This is a genomic window from Paraburkholderia sp. USG1, assembly GCF_031570135.1.
Classification (GTDB): Bacteria; Pseudomonadota; Gammaproteobacteria; order Burkholderiales; family Burkholderiaceae; genus Paraburkholderia; species Paraburkholderia dioscoreae.
Genome location: NZ_JAMWXW010000015.1, coordinates 64,720 through 83,736, shown reverse-complemented (window position 1 = coordinate 83,736; position 19,017 = coordinate 64,720). Strand labels below are relative to the sequence as shown.

The window sequence follows — 19,017 nt, the reverse complement described above, 5'->3', positions numbered from 1 at the left end:
CGGTATGTGTAAGACTCTTTTTATGCCGGCCGGTTTCAGTGCGCGTGCGCTTCGACCGACATGCTGTGAATGAATTTCTGCAGGAAGCGCTCGCACGCCACCAGCTGATCCAGCGCGACGAATTCGTTGGCCTTGTGCGCCTGCTCGATGTTGCCGGGGCCGCAGACGATGCTCGGAATGCCCGCCAGCGAGAAGAGGCCGGCTTCCGTGCCGTAAGCGACCTTGCGCTTGTCCTGATCGGCGGTCAATGCGCGCACCAGTTGCGTGATGGCCGCTTGTTCAGACGAATCGAGTCCGGGCGCCGCGGCAATCTTCGTAATCTCGATCGCCGCCGATGGATGCTCGCGCAACATTTTCGGCAGTAGCGTTTCGCGTGCGTATTGATCGATGCGCGCGAAAATCGGCTCGGGGTCGAGCGTGGGCAGATTGCGGAATTCGAACTGGAACCTGCATTCGGCCGGCACGGTATTGATCGCATTGCCGCCCACGATGGTGCTGGTTTGCGCGGTGGTGAACGGCACGTCGTACAGTTCGTCGAACGGACCTTGCTCGCGGAACTGATCGGCCATGTCGCGGATGTAGCAGATCAGACGCGCGGCGTACTCGATCGCGTTCAAGCCCTTCGGCGTGAGCGACGAGTGTGCCGCCTGACCGCGCACGCAGCACTGATAAGCGTTGATGCCCTTGTGCGCCACGATCGGCCGCATGCTGGTCGGCTCGCCGACAATGCAGCCGTCCGGCTTCACGCCGCGCTTGAGCAGATCGGCAATCAGCAGCGGCGCACCTGCGCAGCCCACTTCCTCGTCGAACGAGAGGGCGAAGTGAATCGGCCTGGCGAGCTTCGCGCGCTGCATCTCCGGCACGAGCGCGAGCGCCGCGCCGATGAAGCCTTTCATGTCGCAGGTGCCGCGGCCGTACAGTTTGTCGCCGCGAATTTCCGGCTTGAACGGGTCGCTGTCCCATTGCTGGCCGTCTACGGGTACGACGTCCGTATGGCCCGAGAGCACCACGCCGCCGTTCGTTTCGCCGTCATGGGCGGGAATCGTCGCGAACAGGTTGGCCCATTTGCCGCTTGGGTCGTGCGTGAGCGTGGCCTCGATTCCGACGGCCCGCAACTCGTCGCGCACGGATTCGATCAGGCCCAGATTCGGATTGCGGCTGACCGTGTCCATCGAGACGAGACGCGTGACCCAGGGCAGTGAAACAGGTGAAACGGGATTCGACGTAGAGGCGGGCGATTGGGGCGACTGCGGAGAGGACTGCGCTGATTCAGCGACGTGAGACATGACAAGACTCCGGCATTTGAGTCTTTCGATCATACCCAAAAAAAAGGCCGCCCGTACGCGGCGGCGCGTGTTTGCGCGCCGCAGCATGAACGAAAAACGCCAGACGTGCTTCGTTTTCGCGCTTCGTTTCTTAACGCGGCGCTAGCCCGCCGCGATGCATGGCGTCATCGCGCGGCCACGCTGGCCGCCGTGCCGCGGCTGGGCGTGCCGAGCGCGCGCAAGGTTTCCTTGACTGTGGCGACACGCACCGCGAGATCGGGGCTGCGCGTTTCGATACGCAGCTTGTCCTGGCCTGCGAGCCTGATGTGCTTGTGTTTCTGCACCATCTCGATGATCCGCATCGCGTCGATCGGCGGATTGGGGATGAATTGCAGACCGATCACGGTTTCGCCGGCATCGATCTTCAGAATGCCCAGCGGTTTCGCCGCGAGCCGCAGGCGATGCGTCTCCACCAGTGCATGCGCTTGCGGCGGCAGCTTGCCGAAGCGGTCGATCAACTCTTCCTGAATGCTGTCGATCGAATCGTTGTGTTCGCAATTAGCCAGCCGCTTGTACAGCGACAGACGCTCCTGCACATCGCCGCAATAGTCCGCGGGGAGAATCGCCGGCGCGTGCAGGTTGATCTCGGTGGTCGCGGCGAGCGGCGAGGTGAGATCCGGCTCCTTGCCTTCCTTGAGCGCCTTCACGGCGTCGTTCAGCATGTCGGTATAGAGCTGGAAGCCGATTTCGTGAATTTCGCCCGACTGTTTGTCGCCGAGCACTTCGCCCGTGCCGCGAATTTCGAGGTCGTGCATGGCCAGATAGAAGCCCGAGCCCAGTTCCTCCATCTGCTGGATCGCTTCGAGGCGGCGTTGTGCCTGTTTGGTCAGCCCTTGCGGATCGTGGACCAGCAGATACGAATAGGCCTGGTGATGCGAACGGCCCACGCGTCCGCGCAACTGATGCAATTGCGCGAGACCGAACTTGTCGGCGCGGTGAATCAGGATGGTGTTGGCGGTCGGCACGTCGATGCCGGTTTCGATAATGGTCGTGCACAGCAATACGTTGGCCCGCTGGGCCACGAAGTCGCGCATCACGCGTTCGAGTTCGCGTTCATGCATCTGCCCATGCGCGACCGCAATGCGCGCTTCGGGCACCAGCGTTTCGAGCATCTGCCGGCGATTCTCGATCGTCTCCACTTCGTTGTGCAGGAAGTAGACCTGGCCGCCGCGTTTCAACTCGCGCAGCATGGCTTCGCGAATCACGCTGTCTTCCTCGCGCCGCACGAAGGTTTTGATCGCGAGGCGCTTTTGCGGCGCGGTGGCGATCACGGAGAAATCGCGCAGGCCTTCGAGCGCCATGCCGAGCGTACGCGGGATCGGCGTGGCGGTGAGCGTGAGCACGTCCACTTCGGCGCGCAAGGCCTTCAGCGCTTCTTTCTGACGCACGCCGAAACGATGTTCCTCGTCGATGATCACGAGTCCCAGCCGCTTGAATTGCACGTCGGACGAAAGCAGCTTATGCGTGCCGATCACGATATCGACAGTGCCTTCGTTGATCTGGTGGATCGCCGCGTTGACTTCCTTGGTCGACTTGAAGCGCGACAGTTCGGCAATCCGCACCGGCCAGTCGGAGAAGCGATCGGTGAAGGTTTGCGTGTGCTGTTCGGCGAGCAGCGTAGTGGGCGAGAGGAGCGCCACCTGCTTGCCGCCCATGACCGCGATGAAGGCCGCGCGCAACGCGACTTCGGTCTTGCCGAAGCCGACGTCGCCGCATACCAGACGATCCATTGGTTTGCCGCTCGTCATGTCGCCGATCACGGCCGCGATCGCGGCGGCCTGGTCCGGCGTTTCCTCGAAGCCGAAGCTCTCGGCGAACTTCACATAGTCTTTCGGTTCGAGCGCGAACGCGTGGCCTGAACGTGCGGCGCGGCGCGCGTAAAGATTCAGCAACTCGGCTGCGGTGTCGCGAATCTGTTGCGCGGCTTTGCGTTTGGCCTTTTCCCACTGGCCCGAGCCGAGCGAGTGCAGCGGCGCGCTTTCCGGATCGGCGCCGCTATAGCGCGAGATCACGTGCAACTGCGCGACCGGCACATACAGCTTGCTGTCGCCGGCGTATTCGAGGTGCAGGAACTCGGTCTCGCCTTCGCCGAGATCCATCGTGACGAGGCCCATATAACGGCCGATGCCATGTTGCGAATGCACGACCGGATCGCCGAGTTTCAGCTCGGACAGATCGCGCACCATCGAATCGACGTTGCTCGCCTGTTCCTGGCGGCGGCGCCCCGCGCGACGCGCGAGCGGACCGTACAACTCGGTTTCGGTGATGATCGCGATGCCGTCGACGGGGACGGCAAAACCGTTGGCGAGCGGCGCGACGCCCAACGAAAAACGCGAGTCGCCAAGGAGCCAGTCCTGGAAACTGTCACTCGATGCCGGTCTCAGATGATTGTCGGCGAGCAGCTGCAACAGCGTTTCGCGCCGGCCCGCGGATTCCGTGGCGAACAGCACGCGGTTCGGCGTGGTGTCGAGATAGACGCGCAAGGCCGCGACCGGATCTTCCGCGTGACGGTCAATTGCCAGGTTCGGCAACGGAGTCGACCAGCCGCCACCCGCGTTGGCGGGCAGCGCGAGCCGCGCGAACGGCTTGGCGAGCGTGAAGAAGTCTTCGTCCGACAGGAACAGACGCTGCGGCTCCAGAATCGGCCGGTCGCGGTCGTGCGAGAGGAAGTTGTAGCGCTGCTTCGTGTCGTTGGTGAAACGCCGGATCGCCGCGTCGAGATCGCCGACGAACGCCAGTTGCGCGCCTTCGGGCAGGTAATGGAACAGCGTGGCCGTGTCGTCGAAGAAGAGCGGCAGATAATATTCGATGCCCGCGGACGGCACGCTGTTGCCGATATCCTTGTAGATCGACGCGCGGCTCGGGTCGCCCTCGAAAGTCTCGCGCCAGCGGCTGCGAAATGCGGTGCGCGCGGCTTCGTCGAAGGGGAATTCGCGGCCCGGCAGCAGGCGCACGTCTTTCACCGGATAGAGGCTGCGCTGCGTGTCCGGGTCGAACGCGCGGATCGAGTCGACCTGGTCGTCGAACAGGTCGATCCGGTAGGGCAAGGGCGAGCCCATCGGATAGAGATCGAGCAGCGAGCCGCGCACGCAGTATTCGCCCGGACGCACCACCTGGCTGACGTGCTCGTAGCCGGCGAGCGTGAGTTGCGACTTGAGTTTCGCTTCGTCGAGGCGCTCGCCCTGCGAGAAGGAAAACGTGTAAGCCGCGAGAAACGAGGCGGGCGGCATGCGGTACAGCGCCGTGGTGGCGGGCACCAGCAGAATGTCGCAACGGCCTTCGCCGAGATCGTGCAGCGTGGCAAGCCGCTCCGAGACCAGATCCTGATGCGGTGAAAAGGTATCGTAAGGCAGCGTTTCCCAGTCGGGCAGCAGCCGTACGCGGGCCTCGGGCGCAAAGAAGCCGATCTCCTGCGCCAGACGTTGCGCGTCGACAGCGCTTTCGCACACGACCGCGAGCAGCGGCACCTTCTCGCGATAGGCGAGATGGTAGCGGGCGATCAGCAGCGCGTCGGACGAGCCGTGCGTGCCGTCGAAGGCGAAACGCTGGCCGGCTTTGACGAGCGCGACGGGCGGGGAGTACTGCGATGATGCGGCGATGTCTGACATAGAAGAGAAAAAGCGGCCTCAGGCTCACACGTGACCGGCAAGTTTACGCGTGTCGGGGCGTGGATGCGAAGGACCTATTATAAAATCCGTCCTTTACTTTGACTTCGCGGCATCCGCACTCGTGACTTCCCGTCTATTTGCCCTGATTCCGTGCGCAGGCACCGGCAGCCGTTCCGGCGCCGCGATGCCCAAACAATATCGCACTGTCGCCGGCCGCGACATGTTGCATTACTCGCTGGCGGCGTTCGACGCCTGCAGCGAGTTTGCACAAACCCTCGTCGTGATCGCCCCCGATGACGCACATTTCGACGCGCGCCGCTTCGGCGGCTTGCGTTTTGCCGTGCGCCGCAGCGGCGGAGCCTCGCGCCAGGCCTCGGTGCTCAACGGCCTGCACGCGCTTGCCGAGTTCGGCGCCCACGACGACGACTGGGTACTCGTGCACGACGCTGCGCGCCCCGGCATCACGCCCGCGCTGATCCGCACGCTGATCGGCGCGCTGAAGGACGACGCGGTAGGCGGCATCATGGCCTTGCCCGTGGCAGACACGCTCAAGCGGATCGACGCGAACTCGGCCGACGGCCGGATTGCCCGCACCGAGGCGCGCGACGGCTTGTGGCAGGCGCAGACGCCGCAGATGTTCCGCATCGGCATGTTGCGCGAGGCGATCCTGCGCGCGCAGGCCGACGGTCACGACCTGACCGACGAAGCGAGCGCGATCGAATGGTTGGGTCATGCGCCGAAACTGGTGCAGGGCAGCTTGCGCAACTTCAAGGTGACTTATCCGGAAGACTTCGATCTGGCCGAAGCCATTCTGAGCCGGCCAGCGGTTTCGTGACCGGCGATTTCAATTTTAACGAGCGGACTTGAGGATTTGACGCATATGGATTTCAGAATTGGGCAAGGGTACGACGTGCATGCGCTGGTGCCGGGACGTCCGTTGATTATCGGTGGCGTGACGATTCCCTATGAGCGCGGCCTGCTCGGCCATTCGGATGCGGACGTGCTGCTGCACGCCATTACCGACGCCCTGTTCGGCGCCGCCGCGATGGGCGACATCGGCCGCCATTTCTCGGATACCGATGCGAAGTTCGCCGGCGCGGATAGCCGGGTTCTGCTGCGCGAATGTTTTGCGCGCGTGACGGCGGCGGGTTTTTCCATCGCCAACGTGGATAGCAGCGTGGTGGCGCAGGCGCCGAAGCTGGCGCCGCATATTGAGGGCATGCGGGCCAATATCGCCGCCGATCTCGCTTTGCCGATCGAGCGCGTCAACGTCAAAGCCAAGACCAACGAGAAGCTCGGCTATCTCGGCCGGGGCGAAGGTATCGAAGCTCAGGCCGCGGTTCTGCTGATCAAAAACTGAGTGGCTCTACAAACGCGCGCAGCGGCGGGAACGGCATTGCACTGCGCGCATTTCTCGATTACTTGCCTTCCGCGGCGATACACTGCGCGGTCGCGTTGATCACCGCGGCGATGCGGCCAACGTCGCGCAATTGGGTTGAACTCATGCCTTCGGCAACCAGCGTGTCGAAATGCGACTTCACGCAAAAATGGCATTTGCCGATGATCGACGCCGCCAACGCATACATCTCGAAGCGCCGCTTGTCCACGCCACCGTGCGACGCATAGGCGTTCATGCGCAGTTGCGCTGGCTGCGACTTCAAATCCGCGCTGCCCGTCATTTCGATGTACGGATACCAGACGTTATTCATACCCATTAGCGCAGCGGCGGTCAGCGCGCCATTGGCTTCTTCCGGGGACAGCACGCCGGCATTGCGGATCGCGTCGACGATCACCGTGCTCTTCGCGGCGAATGCCGCGGCTAGCGCCACCCCGACAGCGTCATTTCCTTCGAGCGACGAGCGCGCAATCGTCCCATCCAGATTCAGCCGGATGTCTTTGGCGTAGTCAGGCACAAGCGCCTTAATCGAAGACAAGAATTCCATTGAGATCTCCTATAAGGTTGTCGATAAAAAAGCCCGCTGCCTGTTCAAGCTTAGCGGGCTTTTGACAGACAGCACGGCTTAGAGCGTTGCGCCGCCGACTGCACGGTTGCAAGGACACAGTTCGTCCGTTTGCAGGCCGTCGAGAATCCGCAGCACTTCTTCCGGATTACGGCCGACGTTCAGGTTGTTCACCGATACGTGCTGGATCGTGTTGTCCGGATCGACGATGAAAGTGGCGCGCAACGCGACGCCCGCTTCCTTGTCACGCACGCCGAGCTGGTCGATCAGCTCGCCTTTCACGTCGCCGAACGCGTAGTGGTTCAGCTTGTCCAGATCCTTGTGCTCACGGCGCCATGCCAGCTTCACGAATTCGTTGTCGACGCTGCCGCCCATCAGCACCGCGTCGCGTTCTTCGAAATCTTTGGCCAGCTTCGCAAACTCGACGATTTCCGTCGGGCACACGAACGTGAAATCCTTCGGGTAGAAATAGATGATCTTCCACTTGCCCGGGAACGACTGCTCCGTGATCTCTTCGAACGCCGAGACGCCGTTTTCCTCATGATGGTTAAAGCCCGGCTTTGCAGCAGTGACGGTGAACGCTTCGACTTTATCGCCAACGGTTTTCATGCGAGTGCTCCTTCGTGTGTTGGAAAAACAGCATGTTGAGGCTACCAGCTCGTCCTGACGAGCGCGTTACGCGTGATTCACTATAAATCTATTAAACTATTAATCCAATAGTTTTTAACTAAATACCAGGATAGTTATTATTCAACGCGACAGACCGTCGCAGAAGGGCGTTGATCCGGTTCCGGTCAGACGCCCTTGGCCAGCGGAAATTCGATGGTAACTTCGAGCCCCGGTCCTGGCGTGCGATTGCGCAAGCGCAACGCACCGCGGTAACGACCCACCAGACGCTGGACGATGGCCATGCCAAGGCCCGTGCCGTTCGCCTGGGTACGGGCCGAATTCACACGATAGAACGGCCGTGTGACAAGCGCCAGTTGGTCTTCCGGAATGCCGGGCCCTTCGTCGACCACGGACAGTTCGACCCGCGAGTGCGACACGCGCGTTTCGAGAATCACGTGCGGAATGCCGTCGCCGTCGCTCAAGCCGTACTTGCGCGCGTTTTCCAGCAGATTGCCGACCACCCGCCGCATGTCGGTCTCGTCCGCCTCGATCACCGCCGAGGGCGCGAGCCGCGTAATCAGCCGCATGCTGTCTTCGCTCTGCATGCGCGCGGCCAGTTCTCCTGCGATCACGGAAAGGTCGACAGGTTCCGGCACGCGCTGCACCGGCCGCGCGTAATCGAGGAACCGGCCGATGATCATGTCCATCTGCTCGATGTCGTCGACCATGGCGTCTTTGGTGGCCTGATCCGACGGGCTCATTTCGGTTTCGAGCCGCAGCCGCGCGAGCGGGGTGCGCAGATCGTGCGAGATGCCCGCGAGCATCAGCGCGCGGTCGGCTTCGAGCTGTTCGAGATCCTGCACCATCTGGTTGAAACTGCGATTGGTTTCGGCGGCCACGCCCATGCCGCGCTCGGGCAGCGGCTCCGGCGACTGCCCCGAGCCGACTTTGCGCGCGGCCATGGCGAGACGCGCGAACGGACGGTTCACCAGACTCGTGATGAAGGCCGCGCCGAACAGCGAGAGCGCCAGCGCGAACACGCCCCAGCCGGCCCATTGCAAACCGGTGGCGTTGTCGAGTTGATCGCGGTCGAGCGCGACCCAGTAGTCGTCGTCGTCGATCTTGAAGCTGATCCATACGCCGGGGATGTCGTTCACGCTTTGCGCGATCACGGTGTCGTCGCCGAGGCGGCCGCGAATGTCGTGTTCGATCAGCCGGTTCAGCGATTCGTCGGGTTGCAGTTTGTACTTGTCGGTGGTTTCGCGCGGGTACACGCGCACGCCTTCATTGCTTTCCAGATCCTGCAGCAGTGCGCGCCGCAAATCGGGATCGGAATAAAGGAGGGCGGTACGCGTGAGCTTGACGATGGCGACGAGCTGCAATGCCACGCGCTGCGCGCGCGGCTCGCGTTCGATCACACGGAAGCTCTGGAACCACGCGGCGAGACTGACTGCGATCAACAGCGCGATCAACAGAAAGGTCCGCCAGAAAAGGCCGCCGAACGCGAGCGTCAGGAGGCGCCGGTCGATCCGCATGGGCCCTTCTTATCTGAAATCAAAGCAGGCAATGGCCTTGCATGAGACCAGAGTAAGCGCTGAAGCGCCAACGCCGGTCGACACTGGAGGCGAGAACAAACTCAGGCTGCACCGTCGGGGATGAACACGTAGCCCAGACCCCACACCGTCTGGATGAAACGCGGGCTGCCCGGATCCGGTTCGATCAGCTTGCGCAGACGCGAGATCTGCACGTCGAGACTGCGGTCGAAGACTTCGTACTCACGACCGCGCGCGAGCTCCATGAGCTTTTCACGCGACAGCGGCTGGCGCGGATGACGCGCGAACACCTTGAGCACCGAGAACTCGCCCGTGGTGAGCGGAATTTCCTGGCCGGCCTTGGTGAGCGTGCGGGTGGCGAGATTTAATGCGAACTCGCCGAACTCGAACACCTCGGTCGTTTCGGACGGTGCGCCCGGCAACTCCGAAGGCGACTGGCGGCGCAGCACCGCGTGGATTCGCGCAACCAGTTCGCGCGGATTGAACGGCTTGGGCAGATAGTCGTCAGCGCCCATTTCGAGTCCGACGATACGATCGACGTCTTCACCCTTGGCCGTGAGCATGATGATCGGCGTACGGTCGTTGCTGCCGCGCAGGCGGCGGCAGATCGACAGGCCGTCTTCGCCGGGCAGCATCAGATCGAGCACCAGTAGATCGAGCACCAGTAGATCGAAGCGCTCACGCACCCAGAGCTTGTTCATGGAAGGTGCGTTCTCGGCGACATAGACATTGAAGCCCTGTTCACCGAGGTAGCGGCGCAGCAGATCGCGCAGGCGCGGATCGTCGTCGACGACGAGGATTTTCGAGGGGTTTTTGGTTTCCATGGTCGGCATCTTAGCGCGATTAGAAAGTGGTGCGCGTTTGCATCGTTTACCGGGTTACAGTCAGTTACAAAATTTACCCGCACTGTGGCACGGCGTAAAGCGGGGGCAGGTAGACTCCTTTACTGAATGCGGCTGTTCGGTGGATACTTCACTCGAATAAAACACTCGTACCCGGCCCGTTACCGGGGTTTGCATACGCATTTGAGGTAGCCGGTTGCCGCGCCACGAAGGGAACAACATGAAGGGAGGGGTTTGGCCGAATGTGCGCCTAAGCGTTATTGCACTGGCGGTTGCCGGTACGCTTGCAGGCTCACTGGGACCAACGCTCGCCCATGCCCAGCCTTCCGCCAGCAGAGCTGCGAGCGAGCATGCCCCCAAGTCAGGCAAGCCGAATCGCCGCGACCCCGCCGCCGAACGTCCCGCATCAGACGCGATCTTGCGCACTGCAGTTCCCCCCGATCTCGATCAACGCCGTCGTGATGGCCATATGACGCCCGACGAACGACGTCTGTTACGGCAGCATATCGAAGACGCTGTCCGCGAACTCTATAAGCGGTAGCCATTTTCGTGCCCGTCCCGGCACGTGTTCCACGCTTCTTCCCTGTGCGTGAAAAAATCGTTGCATTTCCAAGGTCAACCTCCCGTCCCGTCTGCCGTTGAGTCGTCAATGCGAACGCGTTGTGCACGCATGGCACGCTCGAATGCCTGTTCCATGACCCCCGTCAATCCGGATGACCGATGATGAGATTGCTCATACGTGGTAATTGCCGCCGTCGGTTCGCAGTATTGGCCGCCGCTTTGGCGGTCGTGACGATCGGTCCGCCGGCCGCCGCGATGCAGTCGGGCGCACTTCATGTCCAGCACCGCAGACACCCTGCGCCGATTGCTGACGGAAGCACGGCTTCAGAACGCGAACAAAGCATTCTCGATGCAGATGATGCGCGCTTCTTCCTGACACGCATCGGCTTCGCGCCGGATAGCGCCGAGCTCGCGCAATACACCGGACTCACGCGGGAGCAGGCCGTCGACAAAGTGCTCGCGAGTACGCGCACCGAGGCGGCCACGCCGCTACCCGACTGGGTTCTCGAACCGGTTCCGACACGCGAAACGCGCAAGGCGTGGACCGACGCTCAGCGTCGCGAAGCGGGGCGATTGCGCGGACAGCGCTACGACTCATTACGCGCGTGGTGGGTGCGCGAGATGCTGGTTACGCAGTCACCGCTCACCGAGCGCATGACGCTGTTCTGGCATAACCATTTCACGTCGGGCCAGGACAAGGTGCCGTATCCGCAGCAGATGGCGCAGCAGAACTTGCTGCTGCGCCGGGACGCGCTCGGCAACTTCGGCGAGCTCCTGCACGACATCGCGAAAGATCCCGCCATGCTGCAATACCTCGATGGCGCGAGCAATCGCAAGGGCAAGCCCAACGAAAATTTCGCCCGTGAGGTGATGGAGCTGTTCACGCTTGGCGAAGGGCATTACACCCAGCGTGATGTGGCGGAGGCCGCGCGTGCATACACCGGATGGAGTCTCGACCCCGACACGCAGGCCTACGTGTGGCGGGCCAACCAGCATGACGACGGCGAGAAGACTGTGCTTGGCGAGAGCGGGCCGTTCGACGGCGATCAGGTGCTCGATATCCTGCTCGCGCGGCCCGAAACCGCCACCTTCGTGACCAGCGGATTGTGGCGCGAATTCGTCTCGGATACGCCGGACCCGTCGAGCATCGCGCCGATCGCGGCGAGGTTCCGCGCGAGCCGCTACGATATCAAGGTCGCGTTGCGCGGCATCTTTCTGAGCGACGCATTCTGGGACGACGGCAATCGCGGCGTCCTCGTGAAGTCGCCGGCTGAGTTCGTGGTCGGCACGCTGCGCGCGTTCGATATCGGCTACGACAACACTGCGCCGTTCGCCTCGCAAATCCGCACGCTCGGCGAGAACCTGTTCTATCCGCCGAACGTCAAAGGATGGCCCCGCGGTACGGCATGGATCAACAGTTCCACGCTGCTCGCCCGCAAGCAATTCGTCGAACAGCTGTTCCGCGCGACCGAGGCTGCCGGCCCGCGGCGCATGGCGAATCCGGCGAACGCGAGGATCGCCGCAAGGGGCACGTCGCCCGACATGCAGACGGGCGCGTCGCTGCAACGCGCAATGGCCCGTGCAGGTCAAGGCGGCAAAGGTGGCGTACGCTTCGACATCGGTACATGGCTCGCGCACTACAACACCGCGCCCACGGCGAGGCCCGGATTGTCGGCCGAGTTGCAGTTGCAGCATGCGGTCCTGCCGCTCGCGCCGGTGGACGCGATCGAAACCGATTCGACCGCGGGCGACTATCTGGAAGCGTTGCTGATGGATCCGGCTTATCAACTGAAGTGAGCGACTGAAATAAGCTCGCGCCGAACGGCGGAAATGAACTTGCCTGTCGACGGCGACACGACTCGCGCCGTGACGATCGAACGAGGTGCAGCATGAAACGACGCAGCTTTCTTTCGATGTGCGCGGCTTCGAGCGCCACACTTTGGCTGCCGCGCGTATTCGGCGCGCAGGCAGCGGCGCCGGGCACGTCTTCGGCGCCGGGCTACGACAACCTGCTGATCCTCATCGAACTGAAGGGTGGCAACGACGGTTTGAATACCGTGATTCCGTTTGCCGATCCTGCGTACTATCAGTTGCGCAAGAACATCGGCATCAAACGCGAGCAGGCGATTCAACTCGACGAGCGCACGGCGCTGCATCCGTCCTTGCAGGCGCTAATGCCGCTGTGGCGCGACCGTCAACTGGCGATCGTGCAGGGCGTGAGCTATACGCAACCGAACCTGTCGCATTTCCGTTCGATCGAGATCTGGGATACCGCGTCGCGTTCGGACCAGTATCTGCGCGAAGGATGGCTCACGCGCGCGTTCGCGCAGGCACCGGTTCCCGCCGGATTTGCCGCCGACGGCGTGGTGATCGGCAGCGCCGAGATGGGGCCGCTCGCGAACGGCGCGCGGGCGATCGCGCTGGTCAATCCGGCGCAGTTCGTAGCCGCTTCGCGGCTCGCCACGCCGGTATCGCTGCACGAACGCAATCCCGAGCTGGCGCATATTCTCGACGTGGAAAACGACATTGTGAAAGCCGCAGACCGGCTGCGTCCCACGCAAGGCCAGGCTCAGCTGAAAACCGTGTTTCCGGGCGAGGCCTTCGGCAGATCGATCAAAGCGGCGATGCAGGTGCTCGCGGCCGGTGATGCGCCGAAGAACGGTCACGGCGTTGCGGTGATCCGCCTGACGCTGAACGGATTCGACACGCATCAGAATCAGCCGGGGCAGCAGGCGGTGCTGCTCAGACAACTGGCCGAAGGCATGGCGTCGATGAAGTCGGCGCTCGTCGAACTCGGCCGCTGGGACGATACGCTGGTGATGACCTATGCCGAGTTCGGCCGGCGTCCGCGTGAGAACCAGAGCAATGGTACCGATCACGGCACCGTGGCGCCGCATTTCGTCATGGGCGGGCGCGTGCGCGGCGGGCTGTATGGCGTGCCGCCGGTGCTGGCGCGGCTCGACGGCAATGGCAACTTGCCGGTGGGCGTCGATTTCCGCCAGCTTTACGCGACGGTGCTTGGGCCTTGGTGGGGACTCGACGCGACGGCGATTCTGCAGCAGCGGTTCGAACCGCTGCCGTTGCTACGCGTTTAACGGCACGCCTGGCTATGCCTTTAACAACGAGCTTGACGACACCCGCCGAACGCGACTGGCGTGACGTGGACGGCCCGTCCGGTCACTTTGCTCGCCACGCGATCCAAAGTTTGCGAATCGGCGTCAACGCGATGCGTTGATGCAGAACGTGATAGCCGTCGCGTTCGATTTCATCGAGCAGCGCCGACGCCAACGCGGCCTGCGCGACGAGCGTGCGCTGCGTACGGCGCTCGCTGCCGGGCACGGCGCCGAGTGCGCTTTGCAACGCGTCGCGTGCGCGCTTCGTCTCGAAGCGCATCAGTTCGGTGAATGCCTCGGTGTATTTTCGATTGATCAGATCCGCGGCGGTCACATTGAAGCGCTGCATTTCGTCGATCGGAATATAGATGCGGCCGTGGCGCGCGTCATGGCCCGTTTCGACCACGAATTGCGCAAGCATCAGCGCCTCGCCGAGCGGCGCGGACCAGATCGACGCCTGCGCGGCATCTTTCGCCGTGGCGCGCGCGACCAGCGACGCGAAAGTGCCGCCCACGCCCTGCACGTAGCGCCGCAGATTCGGGTAGTCGAGGTAACGGGCCTGGTCGAGGTCCATTTCGAAACCGGCGAGCAACGTCTGCAGTGCCGGATACTCGTCCTTCACGTCGGGCAGATACGCCGCCAGCGCCTTGGACACCGGATGCGACGGCGAGTCCGACGCCAGCGCGGCGATTTCGTTTTGCCACCACGCGAGTTTCGTCCGGCCAATGGTCGGATCGCTGGTCTCCTTGACCGTTTCCTCGAACTCCCGGCGCAGCGCGAACAGCGCGGTCAACAGCGGCTGGCTGGCGGCAGGCGCCTGCCGAAGCGCATAGTAAGTACTCGATCCGGGCGGCGCCGCTTTCTGCTGGCAATATTCTTCGAAATTCACGGGATTGGGAATGTGGGGAAGGGCAGGCGAAGAGGGAGCACGTCGTGCGTGCATCAAGCCAAAAATTGTAGCATCGGCGTCGCTTCGACAGATGCCAGGCAGGTGCAGACAAGCGCGAATCAATCGGTTAGAATCTCGCGCTTACGCTTTCGGGCGCGTGTTTGCGGCGCGGCTGACAGTATGCAGGACAACGGGCGGACGCATTGCGTATTGCCCGGCTGCGAGGGTGGCGAAATTGGTAGACGCACCAGGTTTAGGTCCTGACGCCCGCAAGGGTGTAGGGGTTCGAGTCCCCTCCCTCGCACCATCTATTCGTAGTGAAGAACCCCGTCAAGTCTTTGGCCTGACGGGGTTTTTTGCTTTTTCGGCCTTGCCGGCCACGCGGTCCGGCCGCGCTCAGGCGTCCGGCGTCTGCGAGGGCGCTTGCGTGCCAGGCAGGTCCGCTTGAGCGGCGCCTTCGAGAAAACGACGGGTCGATTCGAACGCCTGCAGCATCTGATCGGGCCACGGCGTTTGCAGCATGACCGCCTGGTGGTTTTCGAACGCCGACGACAACAGCTTCGCCAGCTCAGGCGAGCGCAGATGGCGCAGCAGTACGCTCACCGCGATCGCCGTGGCCTGGCTCGCGCCAGCCGTCTGGAGTTCCGAAGCGGTGAGAGCCGCGACCTGTTTGTTGATGTCCACTGCAACTTCCTTGGATGAAATGTGGGCGATTGAAGGCACGATGGCCGGTGCCGAATTTTGACATGGTTGGCGGCTTGTCGTGAGCGCCTGCCGGCACCAGGCCACCGGCCGCCGCGACCGGATCTTCTAACTGAATGCAATGCTGCTGCGCACGCGGCATCATTGGGCCGGCGTCGCGTATGAACTCGATACGATGTCACTCCGTGCTCGTGCGGGCTCAATGTCGGCTCAATATCGGTATTCTGGACAGCGTGCGCGCCCGGCATGATGATGAACAACCTGATGAGCGACGCGCCGGGCGAGCTAAATGTTCCGGTTCGTCGGCGCCGCGCTGCTGGCGGCGAGCGTGGTCAAGCAGTTCCTGTTCGATCTCTCCCACGTGACTTGGGATCGAGTGGGTCGTATCGTTTATCGGCATCGGGTTGATGTAGCTGCTGATCGGCCACTTCCACCGTTGCCGCCCAAGGCTTTAGTCCTGGAAACTGAGCAATGAAGCGTGTCTTTACACTGACGGGCTGGTGTTGTGCGATCGTGGCGGCGTGGACTTGCGCGTCGGCGGTCGCGGCTGATGATTTCGCACAGCGTTTTGCGCTTCAACTCGACGAGGGCGCCGCGTATTACAGCGTGACGTTGCCGGCGGCCGTCTATGCGGCGAGCCAGCGCGGCGATCTCGGCGACGTGCGCATTCTCAACGGTGCGGGCGAATCGCTGCCGTACTCGCTCGACGTGCCGCGCGAGCCCGCTCGCACACCGCCCACGCTGCGTCCGGTGCACTGGTTTCCGTTGCCGCCCGCGGCCGCCAAAAGTGCCGGTGCGCCGCCCGGCGTAACGATCGCCGGCGACGGTTCGTTATCCGCGACCTCGGCGCCGCCGGCCCGCGCGCAACACGACACGGACCTGATCGATATCGGCAAGGTGTCGCAAACGAGTCGCGTCAGTGCATTGCTCGTGCACCTGCGTGACGACAACTACCAGGGGCGCGTGAGCGTCGAGGCGAGCGACGATTTGCGTCACTGGCAACCTGCGGGCGACGCGCAAGTCCTCAAGGTCAGCTACAACGGCAGCACGTTGAGTCAGGACCGGATCGAACTGGACGGCATGCGTGCGCGTTATCTGCGTTTGCGCTGGCTCGACGGCGCGCCGTATGTCGATTCGCTGGACATGGAGATGCAGGTCGTTGCCGCCGGGCCGACCCAGCGCACGGACCGGATGTGGCGCGAAGGTATCGTCGCGCACGCGGGGCTGAAACCGGGCGAGTATTTCTTCAACACCGGCGGCGCGTATCCCGTCGACCGGTTGCGGCTGAATCTGCCTCAGCCGAATACCGTGGCGCCGGCCGTCGTCTATTCGCGTACGGGGCTGGAGGCGCCGTGGCGCGAAGTGGTGGGCGCGATGCTGTTCCGGCTGCACAACGGCGCGGTTGAGCAGAGCAATCCTTTGGTCGAATTGACGCCCGACACGGACCGTCAGTGGCGCGTGGTGGTCGACACGCGCAATGGCGGACTTGGCACCGGAACCTTGACCCTTGCCGCGGGCTGGCGTCCTGCGATGCTGACTTTCGTCGTACACGGCGCCGCGCCGTTCACTTTAGCGGTGGGGAACGCGGCGACAGCGTCGGCGGCGGTGAGCCGCGACAATCTGCTGATGGGCGCTTCAGCGGTGGCCGCGACGGCGCGGCTGGGTGACGCGCTGTCGCCCGCGCAGGCAGCAAGTGCGCAGGCTGCGAGTCACGGCCAGGATGCAACGCGCCGGTATTGGCTGTGGGCGGCGCTGCTGCTGGCTGTCGGGTCGCTCGGGGCGATTGCGTGGCGGCTCGCGCATCGTATCCAGCGTCCGGCGGGCATTGCATCAGATGGCGTGCCGGGCGGCGCTGCAGGGGCTGCGGCAGCGAGCGCGGCGACCCCCCATCCCGGTGCGGGCGACGCTAACGGGCAAGGCGGCGGCAACAGCTGAGCCCAGCGCCCGCATACGGCGCGCAGGTCACTCCTCGCGCGCCGTCATCGTGCCGATGATCTTGTCGAGCGCGTGGCCGAAGGCCAATTGCTCCTGTTCGTCGAGACAGTCGAACATGTCGCCGTTCCACTTGCGCGCGATCGGCATGACCTTGCGATACAACGCGCGGCCCTCCGCAGTGAGAGAGACCAGCACGACGCGGCCGTCTTCGGCGCTTGCCTCGCGCTTCACGAGCCCTTGCCTGATCAACGCTTCGGCGGCGCGGCTTGCCTGGCTTTTGTCGAGATTGGCATGCTTTGCCAGTTCCATGATCGAGAACGGCCCGAACGATCCCACCGACGCAATCACCCTTGCCTCGGGCAAGGTCACGCCGAGCTTGTCCTGATAGCGTTCGCTGATGCCGCGCTCGGCGAGTTTGTTGAGAACATGCAGACGGTACGTGAGGAATTGTTCGAGCCCGGCTTTGGGTGCCTTCATGGTCTTCCCGTAGTGAGTGAGCGGTCGCGGCGCTGTGATTGTTGCCGCAACCGTTCCGCCGGTCAACGCGTGCCGTACTTCAGGCGCGTCAACTGTTCGGCTTCGTCCGCCAGCAGGCGCGCCGCGTCGCGAATCGCGACTTCGAGCGTGATCGGCCCGGGCGCCGGCGAGAAGCAACCGCTGAAATGTTCGGCAAGGCGCGGCAAGGCGGCGGAGTCGACCGCGCCCGAGAGCAGCGTGGCCGGCACGCCCGCTGCCTGCGCGTGGCGGCAGGCGATGAAGGGCGCCTTGCCATGCAGCGTTTGCACGTCCGAACGGCCTTCGCCGGTGATCAGCCAATCCGCGCCTTCGAGCGCGGCGTCCAGACCGATTTGCCGCGCGACGGTTTCCGCACCCGGTTCGAACTGCGCGCCGAGCATATGCAGCGCGAAACCGAGGCCGCCGGCCGCGCCCGCGCCGGGTTGGTCACGCGCGGTGCGGCCGAGCGCCGGCTCGAGCAGATCGGCAAAGCGGGCGAGCGCCGCGTCGATTGAGGCAAGCTGCTCAGGTTTCACGCCCTTTTGCGGGCCGAACACCGCGGTTGCGCCGTGATCGCCGGTGAGCGGGTTGTCCACGTCCGACATGCCGACGAACTGCGTGTCCGCAAGGCGCGCGTCGAGTTGCGACACGTCTACCCGCGCGAGACGCGCGAGTTGTTCAGGCGTGGCGTCGAGTTCCTTGTCCTGCGCGTCGAACAGCTTGAGGCCGAGGCCAGCGAGCAGGCCCGCGCCGCCGTCGTTCGTGCTGCTGCCGCCGAGCGCGACGAAAAAGCGCCGCACGCCGGCGTCCATCAGCGTGCGAATCGCTTCGCCCATGCCGCGTGTGCTGCGCGCCTCGACGGGTACGCCCATTCCCACCGGGTCCGTAATGCCGACGATCTCCGCCGTTTCGATGATCGCGCTGCCGTCGGCAAGGAGCCCGGTGAGCGCTTCGCGCACCGGACCCGCCGCGCCGCGCACGCTCAGCTTGCGGCGTTCGCCGCCGCTCGTGAGCATGGCGTGGAGCGTGCCTTCGCCGCCGTCGGCCATCGGGCAGATGCGCACGCTCGCATCGGGACGGGCGCGCAGGATGCCCGCTGCGACCGCCTGGGCGACCTGTTCCGCGCTAAGCGAGCCTTTGAAGGAATCTGGAGCGATGACGACGACGGGCGAGGACGGCGAATTCGGCATGGTGTCTCTGAATGGTTGGAGTCGTTGCGAGGGCCGGTGAAACGACGGGATGCGGGCGCAGCCCCGAGCGCGTCCATTAGCTTATCAGCATGGGCGCGCCGACTGAATATGTCGAATGGCATAGCGGGCATGGCCGGCGGCGGCGCGTTCCCGCGTGGCGCATGCGCCTGCTGGCGCCGGATGACCGCCGGATGACCGCGGTGAAACGGCCGCAAAGCATTCGGACTGTATGCG

General features: G+C 63.7%; 17 protein-coding genes and 1 tRNA gene. 8 read left to right on the top strand and 10 right to left on the bottom strand.

Annotation, left to right across the window (positions count from 1 at the left end):
* Window positions 1-35: 35 nt before the first annotated feature.
* Together argE and mfd are read right to left on the bottom strand one after the other, a co-directional pair.
* Entirely contained in the window at window positions 36-1,286 is a 1,251-nt protein-coding gene (gene argE, locus NE850_RS20675) for an acetylornithine deacetylase (RefSeq protein WP_310699355.1), read from the bottom strand.
* Window positions 1,287-1,450: 164 nt separating this feature from the next.
* Window positions 1,451-4,933 carry a transcription-repair coupling factor gene (gene mfd, locus NE850_RS20670; protein WP_007182025.1) on the bottom strand — a complete coding sequence of 1,161 codons (3,483 nt, stop codon included), beginning with the start codon at window positions 4,931-4,933 and terminating at the stop codon, window positions 1,451-1,453.
* Between the two features lie 121 nt (window positions 4,934-5,054).
* Between mfd and ispD the strand changes: the two genes are divergently transcribed.
* Window positions 5,055-5,768, top strand: coding sequence for a 2-C-methyl-D-erythritol 4-phosphate cytidylyltransferase (gene ispD, locus NE850_RS20665; RefSeq protein ID WP_007182024.1), 714 nt, complete (start codon window positions 5,055-5,057; stop codon window positions 5,766-5,768).
* Between the two features lie 45 nt (window positions 5,769-5,813).
* The gene (gene ispF / locus NE850_RS20660) at window positions 5,814-6,293 is read left to right on the top strand and encodes a 2-C-methyl-D-erythritol 2,4-cyclodiphosphate synthase (RefSeq protein ID WP_007182023.1); all 480 of its coding nucleotides are present in this window, start codon (window positions 5,814-5,816) and stop codon (window positions 6,291-6,293) included.
* Window positions 6,294-6,351: 58 nt separating this feature from the next.
* On the opposite strand, the gene NE850_RS20655 is transcribed toward ispF, so the two are convergent.
* From NE850_RS20655 to ompR, 4 genes are all read right to left on the bottom strand, one after another.
* Window positions 6,352-6,876, bottom strand: coding sequence for a carboxymuconolactone decarboxylase family protein (locus NE850_RS20655; protein ID WP_007182022.1), 525 nt, complete (start codon window positions 6,874-6,876; stop codon window positions 6,352-6,354).
* Window positions 6,877-6,954: 78 nt separating this feature from the next.
* Window positions 6,955-7,503, bottom strand: a complete 549-nt coding sequence (locus NE850_RS20650) for a peroxiredoxin (protein WP_007182021.1) — start codon at window positions 7,501-7,503, stop codon at window positions 6,955-6,957.
* 185 nt (window positions 7,504-7,688) lie between these two features.
* Window positions 7,689-9,038, bottom strand: coding sequence for an ATP-binding protein (locus NE850_RS20645; RefSeq protein WP_007182020.1), 1,350 nt, complete (start codon window positions 9,036-9,038; stop codon window positions 7,689-7,691).
* Window positions 9,039-9,139: 101 nt separating this feature from the next.
* Window positions 9,140-9,889: a two-component system response regulator OmpR gene (ompR, locus tag NE850_RS20640; RefSeq protein ID WP_405044875.1), complete on the bottom strand. Its 750-nt coding sequence runs from the start codon at window positions 9,887-9,889 to the stop codon at window positions 9,140-9,142.
* Window positions 9,890-10,118: 229 nt separating this feature from the next.
* Between ompR and NE850_RS20635 the strand changes: the two genes are divergently transcribed.
* The 3 genes from NE850_RS20635 to NE850_RS20625 all read left to right on the top strand — a co-directional run bounded on the left by NE850_RS20635 (window position 10,119) and on the right by NE850_RS20625 (window position 13,554).
* Complete coding sequence (locus NE850_RS20635) at window positions 10,119-10,439, top strand: hypothetical protein (RefSeq protein WP_007182019.1); 321 nt, start codon at window positions 10,119-10,121, stop codon at window positions 10,437-10,439.
* A 182-nt stretch (window positions 10,440-10,621) separates the two neighbouring features.
* A complete protein-coding gene (locus tag NE850_RS20630) occupies window positions 10,622-12,256 on the top strand; it encodes a DUF1800 family protein (protein ID WP_232064253.1) in 1,635 nt (544 codons plus the stop codon).
* Between the two features lie 92 nt (window positions 12,257-12,348).
* Window positions 12,349-13,554, top strand: a complete 1,206-nt coding sequence (locus NE850_RS20625; RefSeq protein ID WP_007182017.1) for a DUF1501 domain-containing protein — start codon at window positions 12,349-12,351, stop codon at window positions 13,552-13,554.
* An 82-nt stretch (window positions 13,555-13,636) separates the two neighbouring features.
* Here the strand turns inward: NE850_RS20625 and NE850_RS20620 are convergent, their stop codons facing one another.
* Window positions 13,637-14,461, bottom strand: a complete 825-nt coding sequence (locus tag NE850_RS20620) for a squalene/phytoene synthase family protein (protein ID WP_035518143.1) — start codon at window positions 14,459-14,461, stop codon at window positions 13,637-13,639.
* Window positions 14,462-14,681: 220 nt separating this feature from the next.
* On the opposite strand from NE850_RS20620, the gene NE850_RS20615 reads away from it, so the two are divergent.
* Window positions 14,682-14,768: transfer RNA gene (locus NE850_RS20615), tRNA-Leu, on the top strand.
* Window positions 14,769-14,857: 89 nt separating this feature from the next.
* Here NE850_RS20615 and NE850_RS20610 read toward each other — a convergent pair.
* Window positions 14,858-15,145 (bottom strand): hypothetical protein, encoded by a 288-nt coding sequence (locus tag NE850_RS20610; protein WP_007182015.1) that lies wholly within the window; start codon window positions 15,143-15,145, stop codon window positions 14,858-14,860.
* A gap of 307 nt (window positions 15,146-15,452) precedes the next feature.
* Between NE850_RS20610 and NE850_RS39520 the strand changes: the two genes are divergently transcribed.
* Complete coding sequence (locus NE850_RS39520; protein ID WP_035518141.1) at window positions 15,453-15,638, top strand: hypothetical protein; 186 nt, start codon at window positions 15,453-15,455, stop codon at window positions 15,636-15,638.
* Window positions 15,635-17,098, top strand: a complete 1,464-nt coding sequence (locus NE850_RS20600) for a DUF3999 domain-containing protein (protein ID WP_310699353.1) — start codon at window positions 15,635-15,637, stop codon at window positions 17,096-17,098. Before NE850_RS39520 ends, NE850_RS20600 begins: the two co-directional genes overlap by 4 nt.
* 27 nt (window positions 17,099-17,125) lie before the next feature.
* On the opposite strand, the gene NE850_RS20595 is transcribed toward NE850_RS20600, so the two are convergent.
* Window positions 17,126-17,575: a MarR family winged helix-turn-helix transcriptional regulator gene (locus NE850_RS20595; protein ID WP_007182013.1), complete on the bottom strand. Its 450-nt coding sequence runs from the start codon at window positions 17,573-17,575 to the stop codon at window positions 17,126-17,128.
* A 62-nt stretch (window positions 17,576-17,637) separates the two neighbouring features.
* Window positions 17,638-18,783 (bottom strand): glycerate kinase, encoded by a 1,146-nt coding sequence (locus NE850_RS20590; RefSeq protein WP_007182012.1) that lies wholly within the window; start codon window positions 18,781-18,783, stop codon window positions 17,638-17,640.
* Window positions 18,784-19,017 lie beyond the last annotated feature (234 nt).